This window comes from Pseudomonas sp. McL0111, assembly GCF_052567255.1.
Genome location: NZ_CP199585.1, coordinates 3,253,684 through 3,266,923, shown reverse-complemented (window position 1 = coordinate 3,266,923; position 13,240 = coordinate 3,253,684). Strand labels below are relative to the sequence as shown.

The window sequence follows — 13,240 nt, the reverse complement described above, 5'->3', positions numbered from 1 at the left end:
CCATCCCGATGGATTTTTCTCTCAAGCGTCTGGCCGCCGCCAGCCTGATTCTGGCCGGTCTTTCGTCGTACACCCTGCCCGCCTCTGCCAACATCACCCCGCAGCAAAGTGCTGCCATCCTCAAGTCGTTCAGTGATACGACAACCAGCGATTTCCGCCAATTCCTCGGCGGCGTAGCCAAGAGCGATCTGGGCAAAACCAATAATCTCGAATCGACAATCAACACCTTTCTCGACAACAAAACCCTGAGCGCCGAACAGCAGAACGAGATCAATCGCCTGCTCGGTCTCTACACTCGCGCGAAGTACGGCAAAGCCGCGCTGGAAACCTTGCGCGAACTGGTGGAGATCCCGACTTACCAGAAAGAAGGCGTGGCCCAGCACGACAATCCTGAATTCATCAAGATTGCCGCGAAGATCCAAAGCCTCGCCGAATCCTTCAACCTGAAATTCCGCAACGTCGACAATCGCGTCTACGAAATATCCCTCGACGGCAGCGGTGATGAAGTCGTCGGCATTCATGCCCACGCCGACGTGGTGCCGGTCACGCCGGAAAACTGGGTGTTGAAGGACGGTACCAAACTTGATCCGTTCAAGGTCACCCTGATCGGCGATCGCATGTACGGCCGCGGCACTGAAGACGACAAGAACGGCATCGTCGTCGCGATGTATGCGATGAAAGTGATCAAGGAAGAAAAACTGCCGCTGGCGCGCAACTTCAAGCTGCTGGTGGACACAACCGAAGAAACCACCGGCGACGCGATCCCTTATTACTTCGAACACAACCCGACGCCGAACTACAACATGGCGCTGGACGGCGGTTACCCGGTGGTGATCGCCGAGAAAGGCTATGGCACGGTCATGGCCAATTTCCCTGCGCGCAAGGCTGAAGGCAAAGGTGCGGAAATCACCTCGATGACCGGCGGCCTCGCGACCAACCAGATTCCATCGGTTTCGGTCGTGACCCTGGTGACAGACAAACCCGCAGAACTGGCCGCCAGCCTGCAAAAGGCCGGCAGCGAATACGCCAAGCGCAACGGCGGCGACTTTGAAGTGGCCGCCAAGGTTGATGGCAAGGGCGTCAAACTGAGCGTCACCGGTGTTTCCGCACACTCATCCGAACCCGAGTCCGGCGTCAACCCGGTCGCACGGATGCTCGACTTCCTCAACAGCCTCGACGGCAAAGTCGCGCTGAAACACAACCAGTTCACCGATGCAGCACGTTATGCATCGAACAACTGGGGCCTGGATTACCTGGGTAAAAAACTCGGCGTCGGCTTCTCCGACTCGTTCATGGGCCCGTTGACCACCTCGCTGACCTACGTTGGCGTGGACGACAAAGCCTTCAAACTGGCGGTCAACCTGCGCGTGCCAAAGGGCAAATCGCCTGAAGTGCTGAAGAAGGAAATCGCCGACAAACTGGCCGCCTGGAGCAAAAAGACCCACGTCGCAGTGAACTTCACTTACTCGATCGCCGAACCGATGTACCGCAACCCGGAAGGTGAATGGGTCAAGGCACTGCTGGCCGTTGCCAGCGAGAACCTGGGCATGAAACACGAATTCGGCACATCTGCCGGCGCGACCTCGGTGCATGAACTGCCGAATGGCGTGCAATTCGGCCTGGCCCGACCTGAAGTCAAATACACCGGCCACACCGACGGCGAGTTCAAGACTGTTGACCAGTTCTTGCTGGATCTGCAAATCGTGACGGAAATGATGGGCCGCATCGGGCAATTGCCGAAGCTCTGATGCACTGACCGGACCCATCGCTTGGGTGGGCCCGGCATGTCTGATCAAGCAAAAACAAAAAAGGACCCGAAGGTCCTTTTTTGTTGCGCGACAAATTCTGCAAAAACAAAAACGCCGCTCATTGCTGAGCGGCGTGTTTGTGAATTTGGAGCGGGAAACGAGACTCGAACTCGCGACCCCGACCTTGGCAAGGTCGTGCTCTACCAACTGAGCTATTCCCGCAAATGGCGTCCCCTAGGGGACTCGAACCCCTGTTACCGCCGTGAAAGGGCGGTGTCCTAGGCCACTAGACGAAGGGGACACGCTACCCGGAACACATGGTGTGTGTTTCGGTGTCCAGACCCGCATCCGAAGACTTGGTTCTGGTTTCACTCAGCCCCGCCCGAAAGCAGCGCTGTTTAAAACTGAAGCTGGAAACAAAACGCCGCTCATCACTGAGCGGCGTTCTATTTGAATTTGGAGCGGGAAACGAGACTCGAACTCGCGACCCCGACCTTGGCAAGGTCGTGCTCTACCAACTGAGCTATTCCCGCAAATGGCGTCCCCTAGGGGACTCGAACCCCTGTTACCGCCGTGAAAGGGCGGTGTCCTAGGCCACTAGACGAAGGGGACACGCTACCCGGAACACATGGTGTGTGTTTCGGTGTCCAGACCTGCATCCGAAGACTTGGTTCTGGTTTCACTCAGCCCCGCCCGAAAGCAGTGCTGTTTAAAAATGGAGCGGGAAACGAGACTCGAACTCGCGACCCCGACCTTGGCAAGGTCGTGCTCTACCAACTGAGCTATTCCCGCAATGGCGTCCCCTAGGGGACTCGAACCCCTGTTACCGCCGTGAAAGGGCGGTGTCCTAGGCCACTAGACGAAGGGGACACGCTACAACTTCACTCCCTGCTGGCGTTTCGCTGTGTGCTTTACGCTGCAAGTGGCGCGCATTCTAGGGATGGTTTGAGAAGTCGTCAACCCCTTGATATAAATTTATTTAAATCAATGACTTCGACCTGCTTTGCGGGCTCCGGCAGGCTTTTCCGTCGTCCAACGTTTGACGCCTATATTCCGCCACCCGCCAAGACGTTATAGTCCACCGCACAGTGATGGCAATCTGAACCCCTGGCGCCAGCATTCATATAAGCAGCGTGCGGCCGATACAGATTGAACCAGCCGATCCAACTCGTCGAGCAGACCTAGGCGCCCAAATGCCAAGCCACTACACTCGACTGCGAACCCTATAAAGAGGTCTTACCGGTGACACCACTCATGATCACCCTGCTAGTTGTAGCCGGGATCGCAATTCTGATCGCCATTGGCTACATGAACCATGTAGTGGAAAACAACAAACTGGAAAAGGCCCGCACCAAGGTCGAACTCAACGACCGCCTGCGCCGCTGCGGCGAACTCACCGAGACCTTTCCCGGCCAGTTCATGACCCCGGCCCTCAAACTGTTGATGACTCGCCTTGAGCTGAACGTCTGCCAGCGCCTGCTGAACCTGGAAAAAACCAGCGCCACGACCAAAGCACGCATCACTGAACTGAGCGCACTGGTAGCCCAAGGCGAATCGATTCCGGTCAACAACCCACCGGCGCCGATTCATACCGAAGCCAAAGCCAAAGACGTCCGCTTCCTGCTCGAAGCCCTGCACGGCCAAATCACCCGCGCCGCCCACGACGGCTTCCTGCCAGCGAACGAAGCCAAGCACTGGATTCGCGAGATTCGCCACATCCTGGTACTGCTGCACATCGAGTTCTTCAACAACCTCGGCCAACAATCCCTGCAACAAAACCAACCCGGCCAGGCCCGCCTCGCCTTCGAACGCGGCGTGCAATACCTGCGCAAACAGCCCGACCCGCAGGTGTATGCAGAACAACTGCAATACCTGGAAAAACTCCTCGCCCGCGCCAACGCCCAGGTCATGGACAAAATTGCCCCGGTGGACGGCGAAGTGAACCAGTTGACCGAAGGGCTAAAAGACGTCGAAGCCGATGCGGACTGGAAAAAGAAAGTCATCTACGACTGATAGTCGAAGTAGAAAGAGAAGCCACCGAGAGGTGGCTTTTTTGTTGGCTGATTGGTGGGGGTTTGACAGTTATAGATGGGGTGACCTTGAAGACGTCATCGCGAGCAGGCTCACTCCCACAGGGATTGGGTACATCAGGCAGGGTTTAGTCGGCTATTAGGCTGCCATCGCTGGCAGGCCAGCTCCCACAAGGATTCGGTACATCAGGCAGGGTTTGGTTGGATGGCAGGCCGCCATTGCTGGCAGGCCAGTTCCCACAGGGATTGGGTATATCAGGCAGGGTATGGTTGGATGGCAGGCCGCCATCGCTGGCAAGCCTGCTCCCACAGGGATTGGGTATACGGGCAGAGTTTGGTCGGCTGTCAGGCCGCCATCGCGAGCAGGCTCACTCCTACAGAAAAGCAAAAGCAAAGCATCCCCGCGCCGCTTTTAACCACTCACAGAATGAGCGTTAGCTCGACTGTGCTCTTGACCTTGATCCACATGGCCCCGTCGGCAGGCTGAGTGGAGGGATTCATCCGGGGGTAGGCGCGTAGCGCCGTTCGACGCAGTCGAACAGATCGAGAGGAGGTGCAGCGAAGCAAACCGTAGGCGATCCCCCCGGATGAAACCCGGAGCGAAGGAACCCCGAGCCCCAGCGAGCGGGCCGAACGTTGGGGCCCAGACCTTTGCTTCCTTTGGGCTGGGCCGGCACTCCGGCGTTTGCCAAAGGGAGTCGCTGTAAAAGCGAAACCGCCAGCCGCAACACCCAAAAAAACGGATATTCACAAAGAACACCCAAGAACCTGGTCGGCCCAAAGGCCGCCAAGGTCATCAAAGCCGAAAATGCCCGACCATCCCCCGCAACTCACTCCCCAACTGCGCCAGCTCAATACTCGAAGCCGCATTCCCCCGCATCGCAATCGAAGACTGATCCGCACTCGCACGAATACTCGTCACACTGCGATTAATCTCCTCCGCCACCGAACTCTGCTCCTCAGCCGCCGCCGCAATCTGCTGATTCATCTGCTGAATCAACGACACCGCCGCCGCAATACTGCCCAACGCACTCTCGGTCTGAAGCGCATCACTCACCGCCAGCTTCACCAACTCGCCACTGCTCTGAATCTGCTGCACCGACGAATGCGCCGCCGCCCGTAGCGCAATGACCAGACGCTCAATCTCCTCGGTCGATTGCTGAGTTCGCCGCGCCAGCGCCCGCACCTCATCAGCCACCACCGCAAATCCCCTGCCCTGCTCGCCAGCCCGCGCCGCCTCGATCGCTGCGTTGAGCGCGAGCAGATTGGTCTGCTCGGCAACACTCTTGATCACATCCAGTACCGTACCGATATTCTGGATCTGCGCACTGAGGCTCTCGATACTCGAACTCGCCGAGTTCGCCGAATCAGCCAGTTGTTCAATCCGCGCCATGCTCTGGCGCACCACCGACTGACCAGTCTCGACCTTGCCATCGGCAGTCTGCGCCGCCAGCGCCGCCTCTTCAGCATTGCGCGCCACGTCATGCACTGTCGCCGTCATCTGGTTCATGGCCGTAGCAACCTGCTCGGTTTCTTCCTTCTGGCTGCTGACCTCAAGATTGGTCTGCTCGGTCACTGCCGACAGCGATTGCGCCGAACTCGCCAGTTGTTCGATACCTGCCTGCAAGCCGCTGACAATTGTGCTCAGGCCCGCCCCCATCTGTTGCATCGCCTGCATCAACTGGCCGATCTCATCTCGACGGGTCACTTGCACCGTCGCACTCAAATTACCGGAGGCAATCTGTTGCGCGACTTGAATCACACTGCGCAACGGCGCAACGATCAACCGCGTAATCACCCAAGCGGCAATCAGCCCGACCAGCAACGCCAGTGCCGAGGAACCAATGATCAGCGCCGAATTTTTCTTCAGTTCGGCCTGCATCGCGGCGTCTTCGGCGACATAAGCCTGATCCACCCGCTCCACCACTTGTGCAGCGCGTTGGTGCAATTGTTCGTAGACGGTTTTTTCCTGGGCCAGCAGCCCGGTGTACTCGGCCAGCTTGTCGTTGAACCCGGCAATATGCCCGGAGACCTCGTTAAGCACGGTCAAATAGCCCTCATCCTTGATCGAGGACTTCAGCGCTTCCGCCTGGCTCTGCGCCTGCGCCGCCTGTTCGATGTTGCCCTTGCCAGTGCTCTCGGCGTCGCCCTTGCGGCTTTGGTCAAGACGAACCCGCGCCTCGTTCATGGCTTGCAGCATCAAGCGCGAAACCTGACTGACCTGACTGGCCTGCTCGATGAACTGGGCGCCATCCTTGCCCTCGCTTTCCTTCAAGGTATAGGCGCCATCATCAGCGAGCCCGGCCTGCAAAACATCAAGGTTATTGGCCACGCTGGACACCGACCAACTGGCCATTTCCAGCGCCAGATCCTTGGCCTGCGTCAGCGAAACGAATTCATCGAACGCCTTGCGATAGGCTGCCAGCGACTGCTCGACATCATTCATCACCGCCACGTTGGCCGGTGATTGCACCTTGAGTTGATCGGCCTGCACCACCAGAGCGTCGACACCTGCGCGCAAGGCGTCGGCGGTTTTCGGATTACCGTGCAGGGCATAGTCCTGCTCAAGCAAGCGTACCTTGATCAAATCGCTGTTGAGCGTCGACATCTGCTTGAGCCCATCGAAACGCTGACTGATGGTTTGCAGAGACCAGACACCAATCGCAGCCACCAACGCGGTCAGCAGCAACACCAGCACAAACCCTACACCCAGTTTTTTCGCCATACCGAGGTTGGCAAAACGTCCTTGCACGGCCGAAATCATTGCGCGTAGTCCCCTGCCATAGTCTGTGAATGAAGATTCGCAACGGCCATGAACCAGCACAAGTCTCTGGCGTCGGAATAATGGCAAAAAGCTACGCTCGCGTCGTTTTCAGAACGTTTGAGGTCGATCCACATGGGTGCTGCGAAAAAACTGCCGGGCGCGTGGGTCACAAGCATAGGCGACATTGATCCGCTGCCAGTCGCTCGCCTCGCCACCGGGAGTGAAGGCATTCGCGGCGGACAGCTGCACGCCACTGCGCTGTGCGTGGCGGCGTAAGCGGGCATCGTCTCTCACGGGAGGTCGGGCCCAGATGAATAGCCCGCCGCACGGTTTGCCGAAAACTTCCCAGCCAGCCTCTTCCAGCGCCTGAATGGCCGCAACGCGGTCGATATTCAGACGCTGGCGCTGGCGCTGCACCAGTTTGCGATAGGCACCGCTGGCGATCAGGCTGGCCAATACCGCCTCATTGAAGCTCGACGCGCCCATGCTGCTGATCATCTTGATCCTGGCCAATCGCGTGATCAGTTGCTGGTCGGCCAATACAAATCCGACCCGCAGCGAACTGCTCAGGGTCTTGGAAAAACTGCCGACATAAACCACTCGCTCATCCAGCGCCGCCAGCCGGGTGCCGTTGCCATTGTGCATATCAGCGTAGACATCATCTTCGATCAGGCGCACATCATGGGCAGTGCACAACTGCACGACCTGTTGCGCCACAGCCGGCGCCACACAAGTGCCGGTGGGATTGTGATGATGGCTGTTGATGAACATTGCGACCGGCTGAAACTGCTGCAGCAATGCTTCAAGTGCCGGGATGTCGGGGCCAACCGGCGTTCGGCGCACTTCGAGCAGATGCACACCGTGCAGCCGCAACAAATCGAACAGAGGGGAGTACCCCGGTGTTTCAACCACTGCGTAATCGCCGGCCTTGAACAGTGCTCGCACGATCAGATCCAGCGCATGACTGGCACCGGAAGTGGTCAATACCTGCTCGTCGCTGGCTTCGATATTGACCAGTTTCAGCCGTTTAACGATCTGCTGACGCAGCGCCAGTAGACCCAGTGGCGTGCCGTAATTGAACAGGCTGGCCATGTCGGTTCGGGCCACCTGACGGATCGCGTAGCTCAGGTCATCGGACTCACGCCAGTTTTCCGGCAAACCAGCGCCGCCCAGTTTCAGCCGTCCCGGCAGTGCACTGATCGTATTGAACGCCGCCAGCCCGATTTCGTTTCCCGCAGGCCGAGCATTGCGTCCGGTATTAGAAGTTTGCTCAGCCACCATGAATCCCGCACCCGCCCGCGGGGCCAGAACACCTTGCGCTACAAGACGCTCGCACGCCTCCTGAACGCACGATTGGCTGAGTAGATTGGACCGTGCAATTTGCCGTACGGAAGGCAAGCGTGTGCTCGGCTCCGAGCCACTACGCGAGATCCAGTCCGTCACCCCGTCAACGATCTGCTGTACGACCGGCACCATTGCCTGTCGGTCAATTCTCAATTCCATGAGCACGCAAACTCCTGTCCGTTTTGCTGGCGGCAGTAAATCACAGCCACGCCGTACAGGCTGTGCGACAACGCCGTCAAAAGCGACCGTTCTAACTATTTGATACACATTGTTTAGCGGGTTTAAGGAACCCTTCGGCGAAAACCAAAAAAACCGCACGAATGCAGTTTTTTTTCCTACACAAAGGCTCTTCGATCAGAAGGCCGTAACCCCGCCATCCACCGCCAGCGAATGACCTGTGGTGAACGCAGCACCGTCACTGCACAGATAAAGCACGGCACTGGCGATTTCCTCGACTTTGCCGATGCGCCCGACCGGATGCATTGCGTTGGCGAACTCACCCTTCTTCGGATCAGCCTCATAAGCGCGACGGAACATATCGGTATCGATCACCGCCGGGCATACCGCGTTGACGCGGATTTTCTTCTTGGCGTACTCGATCGCCGCCGATTTGGTCAGGCCGATCACCGCGTGTTTGGACGCCGCGTAGATGCTCATCTTCGGCGCCGCGCCGAGGCCCGCCACCGATGCCGTATTGACGATCGCCCCGCCACCCTGGGCCAGCAACAGCGGCAATTGATACTTCATGCACAGCCAGACGCCTTTGACGTTGACGCCAATGATCGCGTCGAACTCGTCCATCGAGCCTTCGGCGAGTTTGCCTTTTTCGATTTCGATACCAGCGTTGTTGAACGCATAGTCGAGACGGCCGTAGGTATTGATCACCTCGTCCATCAGATTCTTCACATCACTTTCGACGGTTACGTTGCAACGCACGAAGGTCGCTTCGCCACCGGCTGTACGAATCAGCGCAACCGTACCCTCCCCGCCTGCCGCATCCAGATCGGCCACCACCACTTTCAAGCCTTCGGCGGCGAACGCCTGCGCAGTCGCACGGCCAATGCCATTGGCTGCGCCCGTCACTACGGCAACCTGGCCGGAAAACGTCATGCTCATTGTTATGTCCTCGAACGGATAGATGCAGGGAGATTGCGAAGTTGCAGCATAGGCACAGCGCCCCGCACAGCGGCAGCACTATCCAAACGCTGCTTATCGCTGCATGAATCGCAGTGATAAAACCCACGGGATGACTATCACTGCACTGGATCGCTACGCATTCGCCGCATCAGCCAACCTTGCGGCATTGCCGATGAAGGTCTATCAACAAGGCTTCATTGAGCTTGAGTGCCTGCCATGACTACCCAGACCAATCGCCAGTTTCTCCTCGCCAAACGCCCGGTGGGTGCCGCGACCCGCGAAACCTTCACCTACCAGGAAGTACCGGTCGGAGAACCTGCGGCAGGCCAGATTCTGGTCAAGAACGAATATCTGTCCCTCGACCCGGCCATGCGCGGCTGGATGAATGAGGGCAAGTCCTACATCCCGCCGGTCGGTATCGGTGAGGTAATGCGCGCCCTTGGCGTAGGCAAAGTCGTCGCATCGAACAACCCGGGCTTCGCGGTCGGGGACTACGTCAACGGTGCCATTGGTGTGCAGGATTATTTCCTCGGCGACCCAAGAGGTTTCTACAAAGTCGATCCGAAACTTGCCCCGCTGCCGGTTTACCTGTCTGCCTTGGGCATGACCGGCATGACCGCTTATTTCGCTTTGCTGGATGTCGGCGCGCCGAAGGCTGGCGACACCGTGGTGCTATCCGGCGCTGCGGGTGCGGTGGGCAGCATTGCCGGGCAGATTGCCAAGATCAAAGGCTGTCGCGTGGTCGGCATCGCTGGCGGCGCCGACAAGTGCAAATTCCTCATCGATGAACTGGGCTTCGACGGCGCCATCGACTACAAGAGCGAAGACGTGGTGGCCGGGCTTAAACGTGAATGCCCGAAAGGCGTGGACGTGTATTTCGACAACGTCGGCGGTGACATTCTCGACGCGGTGCTGAGCCGACTGAACATGAAGGCGCGCGTGGTCATCTGCGGCGCCATCAGCCAGTACAACAACAAGGAAGCAGTCAAAGGCCCGGCCAACTATTTGTCGCTGCTGGTCAATCGTGCACGAATGGAAGGGTTTGTGGTGATGGACTACGCCGCCCAGTACGCGAGTGCCGCGCAGGAAATGGCCGGCTGGATGGCCAAGGGGCAACTCAAGAGCAAGGAAGATATCGTTGAAGGGCTGGAAACCTTCCCGGAGACGCTGATGAAACTGTTCAACGGCGAAAATTTCGGCAAGTTAGTGCTGAAAGTCTAAAGCCAGCGCAAAACAATGGAGGAGTGAGCCTGCTCGCGATGTGGGTGTGTCAATCAACAGTAATGTCGACTGACAAACCCTCATCGCGAGCAGGCTCACTCCTACAATTTGACCTCAATGTTTGATCAGGCGATTTCGGCCACGACCGAAGCCAGTGCCTGCGCTGGATCGGCTGCCTGGCTGATTGGACGGCCGATCACCAGATAATCGGAACCGGCATCCAGAGCCTGACGCGGGGTCAGAATGCGACGCTGATCGTCCTGAGCGCTGCCCGCAGGACGAATCCCCGGCGTCACCAGTTGCAGCGACGGATGCGCGGTTTTCAGCGCCTGCGCTTCCAGTGCCGAACACACCAGACCGTCCATCCCTGCCTTCTCGGCCAGTGCCGCCAGACGCAGAACCTGCTCCTGTGGCTCGATATCCAGACCGATACCAGCCAGATCTTCACGCTCCATGCTGGTCAGCACAGTCACACCGATCAGCAGTGGTTGCGGGCCGGTGCGCTTGTCCAGCACTTCACGGCAGGCTGCCATCATGCGCATGCCACCGGAGCAATGCACGTTGACCATCCACACGCCCATCTCGGCTGCAGCCTTGACCGCCATCGCGGTGGTGTTGGGAATGTCATGGAATTTCAGGTCGAGGAACACCTCAAAACCTTTGTCACGCAAAGTGCCGACGATTTCTGCGGCGCAACTGGTGAACAGTTCCTTGCCCACTTTTACCCGGCAAAGCTTCGGGTCCAACTGGTCGGCCAGCTTCAGTGCGGCGTCACGGGTGGGAAAATCCAGGGCGACGATGATAGGAGTCTGGCAGGCGGACATGGAGGGGCTCTCAGGCAGGACGAAATCGGCGCGCATTGTAGCGGAACCGGGCGCGGCGCGGCACCCGATGATCGGTAAATCGTCGCGATGACCGTGATCAAGCATAGCGCTCGACGCATTTGTGTCGAACCGGATACACAACCGACACGCCCGCAACAAGCACCCACGCTAGCCTCGCCAGCCGCAACACGTTCTTACATCAGCACTTCCCGCCTCACGGCAGGACGCCTATGCTGAAACACAAACTCGCAGCCCATCTTTGTGGTTGGCGGCCTACAGGCAGACAAACAGCCCCATGCACAGCAACCAAACGACCATGACGGATGAGCCAAAAGACGACAAGCGCTGGAGCATTCGGGCGCTGATCGTCGACGATGACGTACCGATTCGCGAGCTGATGATCGACTATCTCGCCCGCTTCAACATCCACGCCAGCGGCGTCACCGACGGCGCGGCCATGCGTCAGGCGATGCAGGCCGAACATTTTGATGTGGTCGTGCTCGATCTGATGCTGCCCGGTGAAGACGGTTTGTCGCTGTGCCGCTGGCTGCGTGCCGAATCGGACATCCCGATCCTGATGCTCACCGCACGCTGCGAACCGACTGACCGCATTATCGGCCTCGAACTGGGTGCCGATGACTACATGGCCAAGCCGTTCGAGCCGCGTGAACTGGTCGCGCGGATTCAGACCATTCTGCGACGAGTGCGCGACGACCGCACCGAGCAACGGGCGAATATTCGCTTCGACAACTGGCGCCTGAACAGCGTCCTGCGCCAATTGATCGCCGACGATGGGCTGGTGGTGCCGTTGTCCAACGCCGAATTCCGTTTGCTCTGGGTATTCATCGAACGTCCGCGCCGGGTGCTCAGCCGCGAGCAACTGCTGGACGCTGCCCGTGGCCGCTCGATCGAAGCGTTCGACCGCAGCATCGATCTGCTGGTCTCGCGCCTGCGACAGAAACTCGGCGACGACCCGAAAGCCCCACAGTTGATCAAAACCGTGCGCGGTGAAGGTTATCTGTTCGACGCCAGGGATATCGGCTGATGCGGGCGCGCTTCGACACGCTGTTCGGCCGCCTGTTTGGCGTGCTGTTCGTGGCGATTGTCCTGGCGCACCTGTTGGCTTTCGCCTGGTTCCATCATTACGGGCCGCCACCGCCTCCGCCGCCACCGGAATTTTCCGAGGGTATCGACGGACAACTACCGCCGCCTGATCCGCGCTTCGCCCATCGCCCGCCGCGCCCATGGTTCGGCGGGCCGCTGGTACCGCTGACGTTCCAGTTCATCTCGTTGATGATTGCGGCCTGGTACGGCGCCAAACTGCTCAGTCGGCCGATTCAGCGCCTGAGTGACGCCGCCGAACGCCTCAGCGAGAACCTCGACAGTCCGCCGCTGGATGAGTCCGGCCCCCGGGAAGCGCGGCAAGCCGCTCACACTTTCAACCTGATGCAGCGACGGATTCGTGAACAGGTGCAGCAACGCGCGCGCATGCTCGGCGCCGTCTCCCATGACCTGCGTACGCCGCTGTCTCGGCTGAAGCTGCGCCTGGAAAACATCAGCGATGAAAGACTGCAGGGTCAGATGCGCCAGGATCTGGACGACATGATCGACATGCTCGACGCCACCCTGACTTACCTGCATGAACAGCGTGTCAGCGAAGCACTGCAATTGATGGACGTGCAGGCACTGGTCGAATCGCTGTGCGAAAACGCTCAGGACCAAGGCGCAAACGTCGAAGTCAGCGGCCACTGTGCGCCGTTGCCGGTACAGCCAATGGCGTTGCGCTCCTGCATCAACAACCTGATGGACAACGCCCTGCGCTATGCCGGTCAGGCCCGCATCGAATTGCACGATCAACGCGAACAATTGCTGATCCACGTCATCGATCACGGCCCCGGCATTGCCGCGGACAAACGCGAAGCCGTGTTCGAACCGTTTTATCGCCTGGAAGGTTCGCGCAATCGCAACTCTGGCGGCGTTGGTCTGGGCATGACCATTGCCCGCGAGGCGGCGCAGCGGCTGGGCGGCCAATTGAACCTCGAAGAAACTCCGGGCGGCGGACTTACCGCCATCATTCGCCTGCCCCGCATCTGAGAACACCACAGATCAAATGTAGGAGCGAGCTTGCTCGCGAATGCAGTGTGTCAGTCAACGCAACTGTGACTGACACGG

10 protein-coding genes, 6 tRNA genes and 1 pseudogene are annotated in these 13,240 nt (G+C 58.8%); 6 read left to right on the top strand and 11 right to left on the bottom strand.

Features of this window, described 5'->3' with window-relative positions; translation table 11 throughout:
* The first annotated feature begins 8 nt into the window (after positions 1-8).
* Positions 9-1,748 carry a dipeptidase gene (locus ACTWLJ_RS14925; RefSeq protein WP_445177383.1) on the top strand — a complete coding sequence of 580 codons (1,740 nt, stop codon included), beginning with the start codon at positions 9-11 and terminating at the stop codon, positions 1,746-1,748.
* Positions 1,749-1,894: 146 nt separating this feature from the next.
* Here ACTWLJ_RS14925 and ACTWLJ_RS14920 read toward each other — a convergent pair.
* The 6 genes from ACTWLJ_RS14920 to ACTWLJ_RS14895 form a co-directional block, all read right to left on the bottom strand.
* Positions 1,895-1,970: transfer RNA gene (locus ACTWLJ_RS14920), tRNA-Gly, on the bottom strand.
* Between the two features lie 3 nt (positions 1,971-1,973).
* A tRNA-Glu gene (locus tag ACTWLJ_RS14915) sits at positions 1,974-2,049 on the bottom strand.
* Positions 2,050-2,205: 156 nt separating this feature from the next.
* Positions 2,206-2,281 (bottom strand) — tRNA-Gly (locus tag ACTWLJ_RS14910).
* Between the two features lie 3 nt (positions 2,282-2,284).
* Positions 2,285-2,360: transfer RNA gene (locus tag ACTWLJ_RS14905), tRNA-Glu, on the bottom strand.
* 104 nt (positions 2,361-2,464) lie between these two features.
* Positions 2,465-2,540: transfer RNA gene (locus ACTWLJ_RS14900), tRNA-Gly, on the bottom strand.
* Positions 2,541-2,542: 2 nt separating this feature from the next.
* Positions 2,543-2,618: transfer RNA gene (locus ACTWLJ_RS14895), tRNA-Glu, on the bottom strand.
* Positions 2,619-3,002: 384 nt separating this feature from the next.
* On the opposite strand from ACTWLJ_RS14895, the gene ACTWLJ_RS14890 reads away from it, so the two are divergent.
* Positions 3,003-3,761: a hypothetical protein gene (locus ACTWLJ_RS14890; protein ID WP_401219503.1), complete on the top strand. Its 759-nt coding sequence runs from the start codon at positions 3,003-3,005 to the stop codon at positions 3,759-3,761.
* Positions 3,762-4,574: 813 nt separating this feature from the next.
* Here ACTWLJ_RS14890 and ACTWLJ_RS14885 read toward each other — a convergent pair.
* The 4 genes and pseudogenes from ACTWLJ_RS14885 to ACTWLJ_RS14870 all read right to left on the bottom strand — a co-directional run bounded on the left by ACTWLJ_RS14885 (position 4,575) and on the right by ACTWLJ_RS14870 (position 9,002).
* Positions 4,575-5,438 (bottom strand): methyl-accepting chemotaxis protein, encoded by an 864-nt coding sequence (locus ACTWLJ_RS14885; RefSeq protein WP_445181359.1) that lies wholly within the window; start codon positions 5,436-5,438, stop codon positions 4,575-4,577.
* Positions 5,436-5,660: pseudogene (locus ACTWLJ_RS14880) on the bottom strand (HAMP domain-containing protein); the annotation flags it as partial. The gene ACTWLJ_RS14885 and the pseudogene ACTWLJ_RS14880, both read right to left, overlap by 3 nt.
* Positions 5,661-6,650: 990 nt before the next feature.
* Positions 6,651-8,045 (bottom strand): aminotransferase-like domain-containing protein, encoded by a 1,395-nt coding sequence (locus ACTWLJ_RS14875; RefSeq protein WP_445177382.1) that lies wholly within the window; start codon positions 8,043-8,045, stop codon positions 6,651-6,653.
* Between the two features lie 195 nt (positions 8,046-8,240).
* Positions 8,241-9,002, bottom strand: a complete 762-nt coding sequence (locus ACTWLJ_RS14870) for an SDR family oxidoreductase (RefSeq protein WP_401219856.1) — start codon at positions 9,000-9,002, stop codon at positions 8,241-8,243.
* 103 nt (positions 9,003-9,105) lie between these two features.
* On the opposite strand from ACTWLJ_RS14870, the gene ACTWLJ_RS14865 reads away from it, so the two are divergent.
* Together ACTWLJ_RS14865 and ACTWLJ_RS14860 are read left to right on the top strand one after the other, a co-directional pair.
* A complete protein-coding gene (locus ACTWLJ_RS14865) occupies positions 9,106-9,243 on the top strand; it encodes a hypothetical protein (protein ID WP_445177381.1) in 138 nt (45 codons plus the stop codon).
* A complete protein-coding gene (locus tag ACTWLJ_RS14860) occupies positions 9,240-10,244 on the top strand; it encodes an NADP-dependent oxidoreductase (protein WP_445177380.1) in 1,005 nt (334 codons plus the stop codon). Before ACTWLJ_RS14865 ends, ACTWLJ_RS14860 begins: the two co-directional genes overlap by 4 nt.
* A gap of 125 nt (positions 10,245-10,369) precedes the next feature.
* Here the strand turns inward: ACTWLJ_RS14860 and pyrF are convergent, their stop codons facing one another.
* On the bottom strand, positions 10,370-11,068 hold the full coding sequence (pyrF, locus tag ACTWLJ_RS14855; protein WP_201237209.1) for an orotidine-5'-phosphate decarboxylase: 699 nt from the start codon (positions 11,066-11,068) through the stop codon (positions 10,370-10,372).
* A gap of 295 nt (positions 11,069-11,363) precedes the next feature.
* Between pyrF and ACTWLJ_RS14850 the strand changes: the two genes are divergently transcribed.
* Both ACTWLJ_RS14850 and ACTWLJ_RS14845 read left to right on the top strand, forming a co-directional pair.
* A complete protein-coding gene (locus ACTWLJ_RS14850; protein WP_401219847.1) occupies positions 11,364-12,113 on the top strand; it encodes a response regulator in 750 nt (249 codons plus the stop codon).
* Positions 12,113-13,162, top strand: coding sequence for a sensor histidine kinase (locus ACTWLJ_RS14845; RefSeq protein WP_445177379.1), 1,050 nt, complete (start codon positions 12,113-12,115; stop codon positions 13,160-13,162). The genes ACTWLJ_RS14850 and ACTWLJ_RS14845 overlap by 1 nt, the downstream gene beginning before the upstream one ends.
* Positions 13,163-13,240 lie beyond the last annotated feature (78 nt).